Genomic DNA, 17,246 nt, shown 5'->3' on the forward strand with positions numbered 1-17,246 from the left:
CTTTTGCGCAACAGGAAACCAAGCGTTATGACTCCCAAGGGTTTCAACCATTGGCCGGTATTCGACGGCCCTCTGACCGCCGAAATGACCGACCGATTCTTGATGGGCCTGCCCGAGCACTTTCAGAACACGCTCAATTTAAAGCTGCCCTTGGCCGCTTGGCGCCAACTCCTGGAGGAGTCCAGCGAGCAGTTGGCTGAGCGCGTGGAAAACCCGACCTCGCCCCTGCCATGGCGCTACGCCGCCGCCCAACTCCTGGCATTGACGGTGGACCCGAGGCTCGACGTGCTCAACCCCACCATGATCGAGATCGGCGGCGGCCAGGTGGAAATCGGCCTGGCGGAGTCGGCGGTGGAGCACGTCATGGGCGAACTCAAGGGCTTGGGTGTGGAGCGTGCCTGGATCACCAAGGAGGTACCGCGCCATTCGGTGTACCTGCAACCCTACGCAATAGGCAAGTACCCGGTCACCAACCTCGAGTACCGGGCTTTCCTCGAGGCGACGGAGCAGGCGCGAATTCCGCAGGGCTGGGCATTCGGACAGTTCCCCAACGAACGCGCCAACCACCCGGTGTACGGCGTCACCGCCGAGGACGCCGATGCCTACGCCGCGTGGCTCAGTGCAGCCAGTGGCCAGGCCTACCGCCTGCCCAGCGAAGCGGAGTGGGAATACGCGGCAGCCGGCCCGGAAAACCTCGAATACCCCTGGGGCTCGACGTTTCTGCCACTGCACGCCAACACGGCTGAAATGGGGCTGTTCGATACCTCTCCCGTGGGCCTGTTGCCCCAGGGCGCCTCTCCCTTTGGCTGCCTGGATATGGCTGGCAACGTCGAAGAATACGTCGCTGACGACTATGCCCCCTATCCCGGCGGTACCGCCATCGTCGACGACCTGGTGAGCGTGGTCGGGGCCCATCGTGTCGCTCGCGGCGGCAGTTTCTCACGCTTTCGCGACCTGACTCGCAATTGCCGGCGCCACGGAAAATACCCGCGAAAGATTTATGTAATGGGTTTTCGGCTCGCCAAGACCCTGTAGCCCGCTGCGGCCTGGCAGCAAGACATCAAGCAGACAAACGCGTAGATCTCGAGCCTGGAAGGAACCGTCATGAACCGCCTAAGCATACGTAGCCATGTTGATATCCCGCTGGATGACACGACTCACCCCGGGACGTTCTATACCTTCAGTGGGTTGGACACCGAGCACGAACATATCGTCATCAGGCTCGGGCCGGTCAACCCGAGCAGCCCATTGGTGCGCATTCACTCCGAGTGCCTGACCGGTGACGTGTTCAGTTCACAACGCTGCGATTGCGGCCCGCAATTGAACGAGTCGATCCTGCGCATGCAGGAAGTCGGCGGTTACTTGATTTACCTGCGCCAAGAGGGCCGGGGGATCGGTTTGTACGCGAAGCTCGATGCCTACCGCCTGCAAGACGCCGGCATGGATACATTCGAGGCCAATACCCACCTGAACTTCCCCGAGGACGGCCGCGACTTCTCCATGGCCGCCGAGATGTTGAAGGCGCTGAATGTCAACCATTGCCAGCTGATCACCAACAACCCGGAAAAAGTCCAGGCCTTGGTCGATAACGGCATTGTCGTCGACAAGATCATCCCCACCGGCGTGTTCGTCACGCGGCACAACACCCATTACCTCCAAGCCAAAATCGACAAGAAGAACCACGTGATCAAGCTGGTGAAATAACGCCGCTTGCAGGCTTGGCCTTGCGCCGTCGCCGCCCTACGCCAACTTCGACATTAAGGATAATGACGCATGAGACACTTTGGCCCTATCAGCGGTATTGCAACGTTCAACGATACTTATGTCGCCACCGCCGGTTATGACAACCAGGTCATTCTCTGGGATGCCAGCACCAAGACCCCGATCCAGCGCGTACTTCACGATCACCTGGCTAACCAGTGCGCGTTCAACGCCACCGGCACCCTGCTGGTCAGTGCCAGTAGCGACTACTCCGCGCGCGTCTGGGAAGTCCCTTCGCTGCGTCTCAGGAGTGTGCTGGTCGGACACGATGACGACATCGAGATGGCGACTTTCTCGCCCGACGGGCAGACCATCGCCACCTGCTCGCGCGATCACACCATCCGCCTGTTCGACCTCAGCGGCCAAACCCGGAGGGTTCTGACCGGGCATGAAGCAGACGTGATTTCAGTGTGCTGGTCAGCCGACGGCCAAAGCCTGGTGTCGAGCAGCGACGACGGCTCGATCCGTCGCTGGGACGCCGCCACCGGCGAACAGCTGGACCTGATCGACCTCGGCGGAATCGAGACCGATACCGTGGCGCTGTCCCGCGAGGGCATCATTTTTGCCGGTGACGACGCCGGCAAGATCTCGGTGATCAGCAGCGTGGGCACCTACGTGCAACCGGCCCACGCCGCCGGGATCAAGCGCATCGTATGGAACGACGCACAGCGCCTGCTGGTCAGCCTGAGCTACGACCGTTGTGTGATGCTGTGGAAACTGACCGCCGACAACCAGCTTGAAAAAGCCGCCCAAACCTCGTTGCCGAGCATCATCTGGCCGCGCAGTTGCGCGCTGCTCGGTGAACAGCGTATCGCCTTCGTGACCTTCGGCTCCACCTACGCCACCTGGGACTTCACCACCCAACAGTGGGATACCAGCGGCATCGAGCCTGCCATCAGCCTGAACGCCGTGACGGTTGTCGGCGACGACATCTACAGCATTGGCGACGCGGGCATTTTGCAGATCAATGGCCAGCCCAGCACCAAAGCCGGCAGCCTGTGCAACTTCCTGCTGCCGTTCGGCGCCAGCGTGTTGACCGGCGGGCAAATGGGGACGGTGTTCAATGCGCGCACCGGCGAGGTGATCTATCAGCACCGCTCACCGCTCAACTGTGGCACGACGTTCGAAAAGGACGGCGAGCTGCATGCCGCGATTGGTACCTATACCGGCGAAGCCTTGATCTTCAAGCTGGTGGGCCAGCAGCCGGAGTTTCTCTGCGACGTGCGCATGCACGAAAACGCAATCAAAGGCATCGCGGCGGACGAGCAGTACTTGTTCAGTGTCTGTGCCACTGCGGCTGCGGCATTTTTCCGCATCGCCGACTTCGAGCTGCAAACCTACCTGGACAAAGCCCACGACCGTATTTCCAACGGTTGCACGCAGATCCAAGGTGGCTTTGCCAGCGTCGGGCGCGACCTCAAGCTGCGCCTGTGGCGGGCCGACAATAGCGAAGTGTTCGACAGCCCCCATAGCCACTCGATCAAGTGCATCGCCATCTCCAAGGACCGCAACACGATTGCCACCGGCTCCTACGGCGGCACGGTAGCCGTGTTCGACCTGGCCAAGCGCAGTTGGACCAAGGTGGAGAAGGTCACCGCCAGCGGCATCTCCTGCCTGACCCACGATGCCGAAGGCAGCGGCTTCCTGGCCAGCGCCTACGATGGCCGCATCTATTCGATATCCACCCAGGCCTCGGCAGGGCATTCGCGCCCATGACCCACTTCAGCGAAATCGACTTTCAACATATGCAGCATGCATTGTCGTTGGCCGAGCGCGGCAGCCATTCCACCTGGCCCAACCCTCGGGTCGGGTGTGTCATCGCCCACGGTCGGCATATCGTGGGTGAAGGCTGGCATCGTCGCGCGGGGGGCCCGCATGCCGAGGTGTTCGCGTTGCGCCAGGCCGGCGCCCTGGCCAAGGGGGCTACCGCCTACGTGACACTGGAGCCGTGTAGCCATGTGGGCCGCACGGGGGCCTGCCACCAGGCGCTGATCGAAGCCGGCGTGACACACGTGATCGTTGCCCATGAAGACCCGTTCGCGCAGGTCAACGGCCGCGGCATTGCCGAATTGCGCAAGGCCGGGGTCGACGTCAAAGTGGGTTTGCTCAACGTTGCGGCCAGGGAGCTGAACCGAGGGTTTCTTTCCACGGTCAAGCGCCAGCGGCCCTGGGTGCAATTGAAAATGGGCATGAGCCTCGATGGTCGCACCGCGTTGAACAACGGTAGCTCCAAGTGGATCACCGGCGCCCAGGCCCGTGCCGACGTGCAGTACTGGCGCGCGCGCAGCGCTGCGATCCTGACCGGCAGCGGTACCGTGCTGGCGGACAACCCGTCGCTGACCGTGCGTGAGTTGGCCTCTGCCGAGGCCATCGCACCCTTGCGGGTTGTCCTCGACAGCCAGGCGCGGGTGCCGCAGAGCGCACAGGTGTTCGACGAGTTGGCCCCCAGTCTGCAGGTGGTCCACGAACGGCACCTGCCGCCTGGTGCCCCGGGCGAGCGACTGCTGGGGCTGCCGGGCAATCAGCAGGGCCTGGATCTGCACGCCCTGATGACCCACCTGAGCGAACGCGGCTTGCACGAGGTGATGGTCGAAGCCGGCCCAACGCTGGCCGGCAGCCTGTTGCGTGCAGGCCTGGTCGACGAGTTGCTGTTGTACGTGGCCCCCCGTCTGCTCGGTGACCTGGCCCGCCCGCTGGTCAATCTGCCGGAGCTGGAAAACCTCACGCACGCCCTGGACTTCACCCTCTATGACGTTGCCCGGCTGGGGCAGGACCTGCGCTTGCGCCTGCGTCCCGATCAGTCGACCTGTGCGGTATGAGTCATCACCTGCCTGACCTGGTCACGCAGCCACGCATGTGCCGGATCGTCACAGAAGCGCTGGTGCCAGATCTGCACGAAAGGAAAGTGTGGAATACGCAGCGGCGGTGGCAGCTGCACCAGGTCCGGGTTGAGCAAGGTGTCTTCCAGGGTGCGGGTCGCCACCGTGAGGATCAGGTCGGTGTTGTGCACCAGGCTCGGCGCAGTGCGCCAGTGCGGCACGCTCACGGCGATGCGGCGGCGCAGGCCTTCGGCACGCAACAGGCTGTCGACCTCGCCGTTGGCGCCTGCGTCCATGGACACTTGGATATGCGGGCGCTCCAGGTAGTCGGCAAGGTCCAGCACGCCTTCCCTGGGCAACGTCCGCCGGTCGAGCAGGCAGGAAAAACTTTCCTCGAACAAGACTTCCATCGAGACATCGGGCGTCAGGCTGGGAAACACCCCCAAGGCCAGGTCGATCTTGCCCTGCGCCACCTGCTCGAGCATGCCGTGGCGGCTGCCTTGGGTCACCACCACCGTGGTGTTCGGTGCTTCGCGACGCAGCCGCATCAACAGCCTGGGCAAGATGATCGCCGCGCCGTAATCGGACATCGCCAATTGGAAGGAGCGTTGTGAACTGGCTGGATCGAAGTCGATGGACTTGCCAAAGAGGGTTTCGACCTGGCTGAGAATTTCCCGTAGCGGCCCTTGGATACTCTGCGCCAGTGCGCTGAGCGTCACTTCATTGCCCTCGCGGATCAGGATTGGATCGTCGAGCAATACCCGCAACTTGCTCAAGGAGTGGCTGATGGCCGGCTGGCTCAAATGCAAACGCGCGCCAGTGCGCGTGACGTGTTTTTCAGTGAGCAGTGCATCGAGCACCACGAGCAAGTTCAAATCGATGTTGCGCAGTAATACCGTGACCATGCAGTGAATTCCATTTCAAGGAGCAACTTTCAACAGGGAGCAAAAAACATGCCTCATATTAAACGGATTGTTGAAACCGCACTGTATGTGGATGACCTCGAACGCGCCAAAACCTTTTACAGGCAGCACTTGCAGCTCGATGTGCTGGTCGAGAACAGCGTGCTGGTCGCATTGAACGTTGGCCAGCAAAGTGTTCTCTTGCTATTCAAACGAGGGGCTTCGGTACATACCAAGTACTTGAGCGGTGGCGAGATCCCGCCACATGACGCCAGCGGGCGTATTCATATCTGCTTTGCCATCGACGCCGACGAGTTGCCGAGCTGGGAGCAACGTCTCGACTCGGCCGATATCCCCATCGAGGGACGTACACAATGGCCCAAGGGAGGGTCGAGCCTGTACTTCCGCGACCCGGACGCCAACCTTGTCGAACTGCTCACCCCGGGCTGCTGGGCCATCTACTGATCGATCTTCAAGGAATGAAGTCATGCCTCACGTCAACCAGGCGGGACGCGCCGTTTCCCGAACCCCCATGAAGCTGCCGATCATCGTGCTCCTGCTACTGGCCCTGGCCTGGGGCCTGTGGCGCTGGAGCCAGCCAGCCGCTGCGGCCTACAGCCCGGCGCCGATAAAAGTCGCGATCGCGCCGGTCAGCAGTGCGCCCTTCACCCATTTCCTGGAGGCGATTGGCGAGCTGGAGGCGGTGCAACAGGTGAGCGTACCGGCCGAAGTCGGCGGGCGCGTGGTGCAGTTGCCGGTAGAGTCCGGGCAACGCGTCGAGCGTGGCCAGGTGCTGGTCAAGCTCAACGACGCGCCGCAACGCGGCAGCTTGATGCGCCTGCAAGGCACGCTGGAAAACGCCAAGGTCAAGCTGGAGCGCTCGCGCAGCCTGGTCAAGTTCAACGCCATCTCCCGCGAAGCGTTCGACAATGCCCAGACCGAGTACACCACCGCGCAGGGGGCGCTGCAGGAGCTCAAGGCGCAGATCGACCAAATGACCATCCGTGCGCCCTTCGCCGGCACCCTGGGCATACGCAAGGTGCACCTCGGGCAGTACGTCAACCCTGGCGACAGTTTGATCAACCTGGTCGGCGACCAGGGGCTGTACGTCAACTTCAGCGTGCCGGAGCAAGCCTTGGCGCAACTCGAAGTCGGCGGCTCGTTGAATGTGCAGCTAGACGCCTTGCCGGAGCAACGCTACACGGCGCGGGTCAGCAGCATCGATCCGATTCTGGACCGCTCGCGTACCCTCAATGTGCAGGCCCTGCTGCAAGCGCCAACGCCCGGCGCCTTGCCGCGCATGTTCGCCAAGGTCAGCCTGCCGCAGCCGCTGCCTGACGCGACGCTCAGCGTGCCGGAAACCGCCATCACCTATAACGCTTATGGCGAAGATGTGTTCGTGGTGCAGCCTTCCCAGGACGCCAATAGCCCGCCGATCGTCCGCCGGGTGCTGGTCAAGACCGGCGAGCGCCGCGATGGCCGGGTAGTGATCGACTCCGGTTTGAACCCGGGTGAGCACGTGGTGATCTCCGGGCAGATCAAACTCACCGATGGCGCTGCCATCGAGCCCCTCGAACGCACGGTGCTGAACGAAGCCAACCCCGGCTCGCGGCTGAGCATGGCGGGAGAACAGCCGTGAAATTCACCGATACCTTCGTGCGCCGCCCGGTGCTGGCGCTGATGGTCAGCCTGATGATCGTCCTGGCCGGCCTCAAGGCCTACCTTGACCTGCCCGTGCGCCAGTACCCACTGCTGGAAAGCCCGCTGATCAGCGTGACCACCGACTACCCAGGCGCACCAGCCGAGCTGATGCAAGGCTTCGTGACCCAGCCAATCAGCCAGTCCCTGGCATCGGTGGAAGGCGTGGACTATGTCAGCTCGTCCTCCGTGCAGGGCCGCAGCCAGATCAACCTGCGCATGGCGCTCAACCAGGACTCGGCCAAGGCCCTGGGCGATGTCATCGCCAAGGTCAACCAGGTCAAGTACCGTCTGCCCGAGCAGGCCTACGACCCGGTGATCGAGCGCTCTGCCGGCGATGCCACGGCGGTGGCCTATGTGGGGTTTTCCAGTGACGCGATGTCTGCCTCGGCGTTGAGCGACTACCTGAGCCGCGTGGTGCAACCGCTGTTTTCCAGCATCGAGGGCGTGGCCAAGGTCGAGACCTTCGGCGGCCAGCGCCTGGCCATGCGCCTGTGGCTCGACCCACAGCGCATGGCTGGCCACGGTATCAGCGCGGCCGAGGTCGAACGGGCGATCCTGGCCAACAACTTCCAGGCCGCCCCCGGACAGATCAAGGGCCAGTACGTGATCTCGTCGATCCAGGTCAACACCGACCTGGTCAGCCTGGATGAGTTTCGCAACATGGTTGTCAGCAACGACGGTGACCACCTGCTGCGCCTGCGCGACATCGCGACAGTAGAGCTCGGTTCGGCCGCCTATGAAACCAGTGCCCTGATGGACGCCAAACCGGCGGTACACCTGGGCCTGTATGCCACGCCCAAAGGCAACCCGCTACTGATCGTCGCCGCGATCAAGCGCCTGCTGCCGACCATCGAGAAGACCCTGCCACCGGGGGTCAAGGTGGCGCTGGCGTTCGAGACCGCACACTTTATCGAGGCGTCGATCATCGAAGTGATCCAGACCTTGATCGAAGCCATCCTGATCGTGGTCGCGATCATCTACCTGTGCCTGGGCTCGGTGCGCAGCGTGATCATCCCCATCGTCAGCATCCCGTTGTCGATGCTCGGCGCCTTGGGGCTGATGACACTGTTTGGCTTCAGCATCAACCTGCTGACGCTACTGGCCATGGTGCTGGCCATCGGCCTGGTGGTCGATGATGCCATCGTGGTCATGGAGAATATCCACCGCCACCTCAAGGAGGGCCGTACCCCCCTGCAAGCCACGCTGCTTGGCGCCCGGGAAATTGCTTCGCCAGTCATCGCCATGACCATCACCCTGGCGGCGGTATACATGCCGATCGGGCTGATGACCGGCCTGACCGGTGCACTGTTCAAGGAATTCGCCCTGACCCTGGCCGGCGCGGTGCTGGTCTCCGGGGTCATCGCCCTGACCCTGACCCCGGTGATGTGCAGCAAGCTGCTGCCCAGCCAAGAGCACGAAGGCCGCATGAGCCGACTGGCCGAGGGTTTCTTCCGGCGCCTGGCACACCTGTACCAACGTGCGTTGCTCGGTTCGCTGCGCAGACGCGGGTGGGTGTTGCTACTGGGCGCGCTGGCGCTGCTCAGCCTGCCCTGGCTGTATGAGCACGCCAGCAAGGAGCTGGCACCGAACGAAGACCAGGGCAACCTGCTCCTGGCGATCAAGTCGCCGCAGCACGCCAACCTGGACTACGTGGAACGCTACGCCTACCAGTTGAGCGAAATCCTCGCACAACTGCCAGAGACCGTGAGTACCTGGATCATCAATGGCAATGACGGGGTGGCCGCCAGCTTTGCCGGGGTCAACTTCAGCGAATGGTCGCAGCGCCAACGCAGCGCCGCGAGCATCCAGGGCGAACTGCAGCAGCGCGTGGATGCGGTGGAAGGCAACTCGATCTTCGTGTTCCAGTTGCCACCGCTGCCCGCCTCGACCGGCGGCTTGCCGGTGCAATGGGTGTTGCGCAGCACCGAAGGCTATCGCTCGCTGTACGAAACCATGGAAACGCTGAAAACCCAGGCGCGGGCCAGCGGCCTGTTCGCGGTGGTCGACAGCGACCTGGCGTTCAACAACCCGGTGACCCAAGCGCACATCGACCGCAACAAGGCCAACAGCCTGGGTATCCGCATGCAGGACATCGGCAGCACCCTGGCAGTGTTGATCGGCGAGAACTACACCAACCGCTTCGCCCTGCAAGGCCGCTCCTACGACGTGATTCCCCAGAGCCTGGCGTCGCATCGCCTCACGTCCCAAGCCCTGAATACCTTCTACATCGACACCGACGCCGGCCAGCAGGTGCCGCTGTCGACGGTGGTCAGCCTGCACAGCGTGATCGAACCGAACAAGCTCAAACAGTTCAACCAGCAAAACAGCGCGACCTTCCAAGCCATCCCCGCCCCGGGGGTCAGCCTGGGTGAGGCGGTGGGATTCTTGCAGGCGCACAGCCGCCAATTGCCGGCCAGCTTCAGCCATGACTGGGAGGCCGACTCGCGGCAGTTCATCCACGAGGGCAATGCGTTGATGCTGACGTTTTTATTTGCCCTGATCGTGATCTACATGGTGCTGGCTGCGCAGTACGAAAGCCTGACCGACCCGCTGATCATTCTTGTCACCGTACCGTTGTCGATCTGCGGCGCGTTGATTCCGCTGGCCCTGGGCCTGGCGACCGTCAATATCTACACGCAGATCGGCCTGGTGACGCTGATCGGCTTGATCAGCAAGCACGGGATCCTGATGGTCGAGTTCGCCAACGAGCTGCAGGGGCTGCATCGGTGCACACCGGCCCAGGCGATCGTTCGCGCGGCGCGCATTCGTCTGCGGCCGATCCTGATGACCACGGCGGCGATGGTCGTTGGCCTGGTGCCGATGCTGTTCTCGTCTGGCGCGGGGGCGAACAGCCGCTTTGGCCTGGGGCTGGTCATCGTGATCGGGATGCTGGTGGGCACGTTGTTTACGCTGTTCGTGCTGCCCTCGGTCTACACCCTGCTGTCGCGCGCGCACACGCCCGTGCAGAGCGCTGACTACACGCCGTCGCCTAGTACGACGTAAACCACGGCGCGCCCCGCCTCGCCCTGGCCAAGGTGGGCGGGACCAACGGGGCTCGGCGTCAGGGCCGTTGCTTGGCGCTCATTCGCCACGCGGCTTGGCGCGAGCGGTGGCCTGCGCGGTCAGCGGGTCGTCCGGCCAGAAGTGCTTGGGGTAGCGCCACTTCAAATCCTTCTTGACCTCGCTGTAGGTCGACCGCCAGAAGTTCGCCAAGTCCTGTGTCACCTGAACTGGCCGTCGTGCCGGCGACAGAAGGTGCAACTTGAGCACCTGGCGGCCCTTGGCAATGCGTGGTGTATCGGCCTGCCCGAATAGCTCCTGCAGCCTCACGGCCAGTACCGGTGGCCGCTCGCTGTAGTCGACCCGAATATGGGACCCCGAGGGTACCGGCACCGTTTGCGGCGCCTGGGCATCGAGTTGCTGGGGCAATGGCCAAGGCAACAGGTTACGCAGGATGGCGCCAAGGTCGAGCTGTCCGAAGTGGCTGAGCCGCGTCACACGCCCCACGTACGGGGCCAACCAGTGACCGAGGGTGCTCAATAACATCTCATCACGCAGGTCAGGCCACTCGCTCTGGACACCCGCCTCTTCATCAAGCACGCGCATCAACGCCACGCGCGCCTGCCATTGGCGAAGCTCAGGGGTCCAGGGCAGCAGCTCCAGGCCTTTGCGCCGAACGTAGTTGATCAAGGCCTGTACCCGCGCTTGCTCGTCCAGGCTCGCCAACGGCGCACTCGAGAGCACCAGCTCCCCGAGCTTCATCTGCCGTTCTGCGCGCAGCACGCCTTCTCGCTCGTCCCAGTCGAGTTCATCGACCGAGTTGACCTGCTCTTTGAGCACCGTGTCGAACAAGGTCTCGTCGAGGTCGGCAGCCAGGTAGATACGCTCACTTCGCTGTTCCTGCCGGCCGCCAAGGTCCGCGATGACCAACCAGGCGTGCTTCATGAGCGCGTCGGGTTCGCTGAACAGTGCCGCCCGGCCATTGGCCAGGCGATACTCGGCACCGCCCGCACGGCGCTGTTGCGCGACGCGGTCGGGGTAAGCCAATGCCAGCAGGCACCCGACCCACCTTGGATGCTCAGGGTCGGCGACAGCACTGGACACCGGACCGCGCAAGAACGAGCGGTACTGCCTGGCCAGTTGCTTCGCACGCTGCACGCCCCCCTGCTCGCCGCGCTGGGCACGCTGCTCTGCGGACAGGATGGCCAAGCGGCTGTGCAAGTCGGCCCCGCCGCCCCGTTGAATATCCCGCTCGCCCAGCAATGCCGCGATATTGCAGGAGGTCTCGGTCAACCCAAGCTCATGGCCTCGCAACAGCAGGTGGGCGATTCGAGGGTGGCTGGGCAGCTCCGCCATCGCCTGCCCATGCGGGGTCAGTTGCCCATCCTGCCGGAGCGCACCCAGGCGCCGCAGCAGATCGCATGCCTGGGAGTACGCGGCGGGAGGCGGTGCATCCAGCCATGTCAGCTCATTCGGCCGAACGCCCCACCTGGCCAGTTGCAGCGCCAGGCCGGTCAGGTCGGCCTGTTGGATTTCAGGCGCGCTGAAGCCCGCCATCTGCTCATGCTGGGTTTCAGACCACAAGCGATAGCACACACCCGGCTCGAGTCGCCCCGCCCGGCCGGCCCGCTGGGTTGCGCTGGCCTTGGATATGCGCTGGGTATCCAGCCGGGTCATCCCGCTGCGGGGGTCGAAGCGCGGAACACGCTCAAGGCCCGCGTCGATCACGACTCGCACCCCGTCGATGGTGACACTGGTCTCGGCGATGTTGGTGGCCAGCACCACTTTGCGCTTTCCTGGCGGTGCGGGGTCGATCGCTGCCCGCTGCTGGTTCAGGTCCAGCTCACCGTGCAGCGGGCAGAGCAGCGTGTCGCGCTGCAACGATGGGGAGGCAGCGAGGCCCTCTTCAAGCCCTGCCAGGACGCGGCGGATTTCTGCCTGGCCTGGCAGGAAAACCAGCAGGCTGCCGGTCTGCTCGGCAAGTGCCTCGAGGCACGCGCCGATGACACGCGGCTCGATGTAGTCACCTGGCTGATGTGGCTTGCCCCACACGGTCGTGACAGGAAACATCCGCCCTTCGCTGGTGACGATCGGGGCATCGTCCAACAGACGCGATAGCCTTTCGCCTTCCAGCGTCGCGGACATCAGCAACACCTTCAACGGCGCGTCGTCTCGAAACAGCGCCCGGCCATTGAGCGTGAGTGCCAACGCAAGGTCGGCGTCGAGGTTGCGCAAGTGGAACTCGTCGAAGATCACCAGCCCCACCCCTTCGAGCGCGGGGTCGCTCTGCAGGCGGCGCGTGAGGATCCCTTCGGTCACCACCTCGATTCGCGTCTTCGGGCCGACCTTGCTGTCCAGGCGAATACGGTAGCCAACGGTCTCGCCGAGCTTTTCGCCCAGCTCGCTCGCCATGCGCTGCGCGGCAGCCCGGGCAGCCAGGCGACGAGGCTCGAGCATGAGGATGGTCTGGCCCTGGAGCCAGGGCTCATCGAGCAACGCGAGGGGTACCCGGGTGGTCTTGCCGGCGCCCGGTGGCGCCTCGAGCACAGTTTCGTGGCGCTCGCCCAGGGCTTGGCGCAGCGCTGGCAACACGGCATCGATTGGTAATTGAATCATGGTGGTCCTCGAACAATCGACCGAGTATAACGGCGAACCGAGCCTGCCTTATCATGGTCTGAAATTCAGGTGCAGGCGTTTTGCCTTCCCTCTGTCGCAACCTTCCGGAGATTCACATGCGCATCCCTTCCCGCGTCATCGGTGGCGCCCTCGTTGCCACCCTGCTGACCCAACTGACGGCCTGCGGCTCTATCTTCTACCCCGACCGGCGCGGCCAGATCGAAGGCAAGCTGGACCCAGTGATCGTCGCACTCGACGCCGTCGGCCTGCTGTTCTATGTCATCCCCGGCCTGATCGCCTTCGGCGTCGACTTCGCCACGGGCGCCATCTACTACCCTGGCGGCCTCACCTCGCACGTCGACCCGGCGCTGCTCAAGCCCGCCATCAAGGCCGACGGCACGGTCGACAACCTGCGCTTGCAGGCTATTCTCGAAAGCGAACTGGGCCAGCGCCTGCCGCTGAACGACCCTCGACTCATCCAGCACCGCGGCAGCGTCGAGCAACTGGCCGCCTACGGCCTGGTACCGGCTGCCTGATCGCCACAAGGACACTGCCCCGCGCATGACGCCCCCGGCCGAACATCAACGCCTGCTGCGCCTGGCCACCCGCGCCTCGCTGGCGGTCGCCAGCCTGCTGGTGCTGAGCAAGGCACTGGCCTGGTGGCTGAGCGGCTCGGTCAGCCTGCTGGCCGGGCTCACCGACTCGGCACTGGATGCCGTGGCCTCGCTGCTCAACCTGCTCGCCGTGCACTATGCCTTGCGCCCGGCCGATGACGACCACCGTTTCGGCCACGGCAAGGCCGAAGCCCTGGCCGGCATGGCCCAGGCGCTGTTCATCGGGGTGAGCGCGGTGCTGATCGGCGTGCAGGCTTTCGAGCGCCTGCAAAACCCGCAACCCTTGGGCGACACCGCCATCGGTATCGTCGTGATGCTGCTGTCACTGGCGCTGACCCTGGCCTTGCTGGCGTTCCAGCGCAAGGTGATCCGCATCACCGGCTCCACGGCGGTACGCGCCGACTCGCTGCACTACCGCTCCGACCTGCTGCTCAATGGCAGCATCCTGCTGGCCCTGGTGCTGGCGCGCTTCGGCTGGCCGCAACTCGATGCGCTGTTCGGCCTGGGAATTGCCCTGTACATCCTCTGGAGCGCGTTGCAGATCGCCCGGGAGAGTACAGCCATCCTGATGGACCAGGAGCTGCCTGCCGACATCGGCGAGCGCATGCTCGAACTGGTGTTGGCGATTCCTGGGGTGCAGGGCGCCCATGACTTGCGCACGCGGGTGTCGGGCGGCCAGTGGTTCGTCCAGGTGCACCTGGAGCTGCCGGGGGAGTTGCCGCTGCACAAGGCCCATGGGCTGTGCGTGGCGGCGTCGGAGGCGATCCGCGCGCGGTATCCGCGGGCGGATGTGCTGGTGCATGCCGACCCGGTGTAGTCAGTTGACGCTGTAGCCCCGCCCCGTCAGGCAAGCCCCCAGCGCCCTGCGGTAATTGCTGGCCACATTGGCCGGCGGCGCATAGGTCGCCGTGGCCGGGTCGAAGCCCGACTCGCTCACCGCCCAGCGGTGGCACTGGTAGCGGTCCTCGTCCTGCTGGTCCGGGCCTTGCCCGCTTACCGGGTAGGCGATGACGTCATAGCCGTTGCCGGGTGGCTGGGCGATCGGCTCGGGGGCGGCAGTGGGCGGGTTGACCACCACGTAGTCGCCGCTGCCGGCCTGGTACTGGTAGTAGGTATCCGTCACCTGGAAGTACATGGCGTTGTTTATCCAGATTTCCCGCGCATACGGCGGCAGGTAGGTCACGCGCACGCCGTAGGGTGGGCGCACCACCACGTAGCCTGGGCCTTGCGGGCGGTACCAGTAGCCATTGGAGAAGAAGTAGTCGCGCCCACGGTAAGGCACCTTCCAGTAGCGGTCGGGGAAGCGATCGATGGCATGCCCTGGGCGGTATTGCGGGCCCGGCCCCCAACCATTGCCATGCCCATCGGGACGGCCTTGCCAGTCACCGCCGGGCCGCTGGCCGGGGCCACCCGCCTGCCAGTGGCGGTTGTCGCCGTTGCGCCGGGGAATGTCCTGGTAGTAGCCCTGGCGCGGCGGCTCGGTCTGGTATACCTCGGGGCGGCTGTTCAGGGGCGAGTTGCCCGCTGCATTGGCATTGGGGTCTTGCGGGTCGCCATGACCACCGTGCCCATCGCCAGGCCCTTGGGCCAACGCGCCAAGGCTTGCGCCCAGCCCAAACAACCCAACACCTGCCAACTGCCAGATGCGCGCCCTCATGGTGACCCTCTCGATGAAGAAAACAGCGTAGGAATACTGCGCAGTCTAACGTGGCCGACAGGCATCCGTATGAAAAAGCGGACATAAAAAAGGGAGGCCTCTGGCCTCCCTTTGGGAATTGTCGTCCGTGCTCGACGCTTGTGGCATCGGCTCACCTCACAGCGTCTTCTGGTCGCTGTGTCGCCCGGGGGCCAGGCGGATCCGGTAGGATGGCTGGCCGTGAGTGCCCGTCTGGGGCGCCTCAAGGTGGACTGATGTCCGGGCAGTAATTCTGGTGATAACGATACCGCACAGGTCGCGGCAGGCGATTGCGAAGATTGCTCTGATAAATAGCACTTGCGCAATTTTTCACCCAGGATCGATAATTCGCCGCAATCAGAACAGAACAGGCTTTACCGATGAGCAAGCTCGACCGCTACGACCTGAGCATCCTCGCCGAATTGCAGCGCGATGCACGCATTTCCAACCAGGAGCTCGCCGAGCGTATCGGCCTCTCGCCCTCCCCGTGCTCGCGGCGGGTCAAGCAGCTGGAAGACGACGGCTACATTTCACGCCAGGTGGCGCTGCTCGACCGCAAGAAGCTGGGCCTGAGCCTGACCGCCTACGTGCTGATCGGCATGGACCGCCACACCCCGGAGCGCTTCGAAACCTTCGAGGCCGCCATTCGCAACCTGCCACAAGTGCTGGAATGCAGCCTGGTCACCGGCATGGATGCGGACTACCAGTTGAAAGTGGTGGTACCCGACATGGACCACTACCAGAAACTGCTGCTGGGCAGCCTGACCCGCATCGAAGGCGTCACCAGCGTGCGCTCGAGCTTCGTGCTCAACCAGGTGCTGGCCAGCACCGAAATGCCCCTGACCCACCTGCGCTGACCCGCCTGGAGCACACCGATGGATCCTGCAAAGTTCGAAGAATGGATGATGATCATCCTGGTCACGGTGCTGATCGGCTTCATGGGCTTCATCGTCTGGGACCTGGCGAAGAAATCCAAGGCCGGGCGGTTCGGCACGCTGATCCTGTTCTTCGTGCTGGGGCTCGGGGTGCTGGCCTTCATCATCAAGACCATCGTGGTGGGCATGCTGGAAGGGGTCTGAGGCCAAAAACCTAGAGCCTTGCCGGCACCTCGCGCCAACGCCCCTGCTCCAGCCCGTCCAGCGCCCAGTCGCCAATCCTCACCCGCACCAGGCGCAAGGTCGGCAACCCCACCGCCGCCGTCATGCGCCGCACCTGGCGGTTGCGCCCTTCGCGAATCACCAGCTCCAGCCAGGCCGTGGGCACGCTCTTGCGAAAACGCACCGGCGGGTTGCGTGGCCATAGCTGGGGTTCGTCCAGCAAACGCGCTTCGCCAGGCAAGGTCGGCCCGTCGTTGAGCTCGACCCCTTCACGCAGACGCCGCAACTGCTCCTCGCTCGGCTCACCTTCCACCTGCACCCAATAGGTCTTGGGCAACTTGTGCTTGGGGTCGGCGATGCGCGCTTGCAGGCGGCCATCGTTGGTCAGCAACAGCAGGCCCTCGCTGTCACGGTCCAGGCGCCCGGCCGGGTAGATGCCCGGGATGTCGATGAAGTCCTTGAGGGTCGCGCGGCCTTCGCCATCGCTGAACTGGGTCAGTACGTCGAAAGGCTTGTTGAACAGGATCAGGCGCGGCTCGGCCGGCGGCGCCTTGGGCGGGCGACGCGGGCCGGTGGGCCGCGCCGAGGGGCGGCGCGGCTTGGAGCGGGGTGGCAGGGGCATGGATCCTCAGCGGAACGGCGGCTCATCGAAGCTGCGCAGTTTACGCGAGTGCAACGAGTTGAGCTCGGTGCGCAACAGGTCGAGGGCGGCGATGCCGATCTTCAGGTGCTGGCTGACGGCGCGGTTGTAGAAGGCGTTGGCCGAACCCGGCAGCTTGATCTCGCTGTGCAGCGGCTTGTCCGAAACACACAGCAAGGTGCCGTACGGCACCCGCAGCCGATAACCCTGCGCGGCGATGGTGCCGCTTTCCATGTCGACCGCAACCGCGCGCGACAGGTTGATCAGCGGGCGCTCCTGGGCCCAGCGCAGCTCCCAGTTGCGGTCGTCGTAGGTGAGCACGGTGCCGGTGCGAGTGAGCCTTGATCCACTGGATCGGCCTCGACACGATCGCGCGCTACCGCGACGATCTTGGGTTCTACCTGCAAGCGCACCTGGTACT

General features: G+C 64.1%; 15 protein-coding genes and 1 pseudogene. 11 read left to right on the forward strand and 5 right to left on the reverse strand.

Features of this window, described 5'->3' with window-relative positions:
• Positions 1-27: 27 nt before the first annotated feature.
• The 4 genes from ACQKPE_RS14295 to ribD all read left to right on the forward strand — a co-directional run bounded on the left by ACQKPE_RS14295 (position 28) and on the right by ribD (position 4,580).
• Complete coding sequence (locus tag ACQKPE_RS14295) at positions 28-1,035, forward strand: formylglycine-generating enzyme family protein (RefSeq protein ID WP_427666794.1); 1,008 nt, start codon at positions 28-30, stop codon at positions 1,033-1,035.
• 69 nt (positions 1,036-1,104) lie between these two features.
• Positions 1,105-1,704 (forward strand): GTP cyclohydrolase II, encoded by a 600-nt coding sequence (locus ACQKPE_RS14300; RefSeq protein WP_427666795.1) that lies wholly within the window; start codon positions 1,105-1,107, stop codon positions 1,702-1,704.
• Positions 1,705-1,773: 69 nt separating this feature from the next.
• A complete protein-coding gene (locus tag ACQKPE_RS14305; RefSeq protein WP_427666797.1) occupies positions 1,774-3,477 on the forward strand; it encodes a WD40 repeat domain-containing protein in 1,704 nt (567 codons plus the stop codon).
• Entirely contained in the window at positions 3,474-4,580 is a 1,107-nt protein-coding gene (ribD, locus tag ACQKPE_RS14310) for a bifunctional diaminohydroxyphosphoribosylaminopyrimidine deaminase/5-amino-6-(5-phosphoribosylamino)uracil reductase RibD (protein WP_427666798.1), read from the forward strand. The genes ACQKPE_RS14305 and ribD overlap by 4 nt, the downstream gene beginning before the upstream one ends.
• Here ribD and ACQKPE_RS14315 read toward each other — a convergent pair.
• Positions 4,559-5,485: a LysR family transcriptional regulator gene (locus ACQKPE_RS14315; protein ID WP_427666800.1), complete on the reverse strand. Its 927-nt coding sequence runs from the start codon at positions 5,483-5,485 to the stop codon at positions 4,559-4,561. The two genes, ribD and ACQKPE_RS14315, sit on opposite strands and share 22 nt — an antisense overlap.
• Positions 5,486-5,533: 48 nt before the next feature.
• Here ACQKPE_RS14315 and ACQKPE_RS14320 point away from each other — a divergent pair, with 48 nt between their 5' ends.
• The 3 genes from ACQKPE_RS14320 to ACQKPE_RS14330 are packed head-to-tail and all read left to right on the forward strand — an operon-like array spanning position 5,534 to position 10,186.
• Complete coding sequence (locus ACQKPE_RS14320) at positions 5,534-5,947, forward strand: VOC family protein (protein ID WP_427666802.1); 414 nt, start codon at positions 5,534-5,536, stop codon at positions 5,945-5,947.
• 22 nt (positions 5,948-5,969) lie between these two features.
• Positions 5,970-7,121, forward strand: coding sequence for an efflux RND transporter periplasmic adaptor subunit (locus ACQKPE_RS14325; RefSeq protein ID WP_427666804.1), 1,152 nt, complete (start codon positions 5,970-5,972; stop codon positions 7,119-7,121).
• A complete protein-coding gene (locus ACQKPE_RS14330) occupies positions 7,118-10,186 on the forward strand; it encodes a MexW/MexI family multidrug efflux RND transporter permease subunit (protein WP_427666806.1) in 3,069 nt (1,022 codons plus the stop codon). The genes ACQKPE_RS14325 and ACQKPE_RS14330 overlap by 4 nt, the downstream gene beginning before the upstream one ends.
• A gap of 78 nt (positions 10,187-10,264) precedes the next feature.
• Here ACQKPE_RS14330 and hrpB read toward each other — a convergent pair whose 3' ends face one another.
• Positions 10,265-12,799 carry an ATP-dependent helicase HrpB gene (hrpB, locus tag ACQKPE_RS14335; RefSeq protein ID WP_427666808.1) on the reverse strand — a complete coding sequence of 845 codons (2,535 nt, stop codon included), beginning with the start codon at positions 12,797-12,799 and terminating at the stop codon, positions 10,265-10,267.
• A gap of 116 nt (positions 12,800-12,915) precedes the next feature.
• Here hrpB and ACQKPE_RS14340 point away from each other — a divergent pair, with 116 nt between their 5' ends.
• Positions 12,916-13,335 carry a polyribonucleotide nucleotidyltransferase gene (locus tag ACQKPE_RS14340; protein ID WP_375099249.1) on the forward strand — a complete coding sequence of 140 codons (420 nt, stop codon included), beginning with the start codon at positions 12,916-12,918 and terminating at the stop codon, positions 13,333-13,335.
• A 25-nt stretch (positions 13,336-13,360) separates the two neighbouring features.
• Entirely contained in the window at positions 13,361-14,230 is an 870-nt protein-coding gene (locus ACQKPE_RS14345; protein WP_427666810.1) for a cation diffusion facilitator family transporter, read from the forward strand.
• On the opposite strand, the gene ACQKPE_RS14350 is transcribed toward ACQKPE_RS14345, so the two are convergent.
• Entirely contained in the window at positions 14,231-15,070 is an 840-nt protein-coding gene (locus ACQKPE_RS14350) for a DUF6515 family protein (RefSeq protein ID WP_427666812.1), read from the reverse strand.
• Positions 15,071-15,468: 398 nt separating this feature from the next.
• On the opposite strand from ACQKPE_RS14350, the gene ACQKPE_RS14355 reads away from it, so the two are divergent.
• Both ACQKPE_RS14355 and ACQKPE_RS14360 read left to right on the forward strand, forming a co-directional pair.
• The gene (locus ACQKPE_RS14355; protein WP_016712159.1) at positions 15,469-15,945 is read left to right on the forward strand and encodes an Lrp/AsnC family transcriptional regulator; all 477 of its coding nucleotides are present in this window, start codon (positions 15,469-15,471) and stop codon (positions 15,943-15,945) included.
• An 18-nt stretch (positions 15,946-15,963) separates the two neighbouring features.
• Complete coding sequence (locus ACQKPE_RS14360; protein WP_427666814.1) at positions 15,964-16,167, forward strand: DUF2788 domain-containing protein; 204 nt, start codon at positions 15,964-15,966, stop codon at positions 16,165-16,167.
• A gap of 10 nt (positions 16,168-16,177) precedes the next feature.
• Here ACQKPE_RS14360 and ACQKPE_RS14365 read toward each other — a convergent pair whose 3' ends face one another.
• Entirely contained in the window at positions 16,178-16,807 is a 630-nt protein-coding gene (locus tag ACQKPE_RS14365) for a pseudouridine synthase (RefSeq protein ID WP_427666816.1), read from the reverse strand.
• A 6-nt stretch (positions 16,808-16,813) separates the two neighbouring features.
• Positions 16,814-17,246 (reverse strand): annotated as a pseudogene (locus tag ACQKPE_RS14370) (AMP nucleosidase); the annotation flags it as partial.

The organism is Pseudomonas sp. NPDC089554 (assembly GCF_050280645.1).
Taxonomy (GTDB): Bacteria; Pseudomonadota; Gammaproteobacteria; order Pseudomonadales; family Pseudomonadaceae; genus Aquipseudomonas.

Bases quoted from the DNA above. Each gene is read 5' to 3' on its own strand.
- ACQKPE_RS14295 (WP_427666794.1), top strand. From the start codon at position 28: ATGACTCCCAAGGGTTTCAACCATTGGCCGGTATTCGACGGCCCTCTG.
- ACQKPE_RS14300 (WP_427666795.1), top strand. From the start codon at position 1,105: ATGAACCGCCTAAGCATACGTAGCCATGTTGATATCCCGCTGGATGAC.
- ACQKPE_RS14305 (WP_427666797.1), top strand. From the start codon at position 1,774: ATGAGACACTTTGGCCCTATCAGCGGTATTGCAACGTTCAACGATACT.
- ribD (WP_427666798.1), top strand. From the start codon at position 3,474: ATGACCCACTTCAGCGAAATCGACTTTCAACATATGCAGCATGCATTG.
- ACQKPE_RS14315 (WP_427666800.1), bottom strand. From the start codon at position 5,485: ATGGTCACGGTATTACTGCGCAACATCGATTTGAACTTGCTCGTGGTG.
- ACQKPE_RS14320 (WP_427666802.1), top strand. From the start codon at position 5,534: ATGCCTCATATTAAACGGATTGTTGAAACCGCACTGTATGTGGATGAC.
- ACQKPE_RS14325 (WP_427666804.1), top strand. From the start codon at position 5,970: ATGCCTCACGTCAACCAGGCGGGACGCGCCGTTTCCCGAACCCCCATG.
- hrpB (WP_427666808.1), bottom strand. From the start codon at position 12,799: ATGATTCAATTACCAATCGATGCCGTGTTGCCAGCGCTGCGCCAAGCC.
- ACQKPE_RS14340 (WP_375099249.1), top strand. From the start codon at position 12,916: ATGCGCATCCCTTCCCGCGTCATCGGTGGCGCCCTCGTTGCCACCCTG.
- ACQKPE_RS14345 (WP_427666810.1), top strand. From the start codon at position 13,361: ATGACGCCCCCGGCCGAACATCAACGCCTGCTGCGCCTGGCCACCCGC.
- ACQKPE_RS14350 (WP_427666812.1), bottom strand. From the start codon at position 15,070: ATGAGGGCGCGCATCTGGCAGTTGGCAGGTGTTGGGTTGTTTGGGCTG.
- ACQKPE_RS14355 (WP_016712159.1), top strand. From the start codon at position 15,469: ATGAGCAAGCTCGACCGCTACGACCTGAGCATCCTCGCCGAATTGCAG.
- ACQKPE_RS14360 (WP_427666814.1), top strand. From the start codon at position 15,964: ATGGATCCTGCAAAGTTCGAAGAATGGATGATGATCATCCTGGTCACG.
- ACQKPE_RS14365 (WP_427666816.1), bottom strand. From the start codon at position 16,807: ATGCCCCTGCCACCCCGCTCCAAGCCGCGCCGCCCCTCGGCGCGGCCC.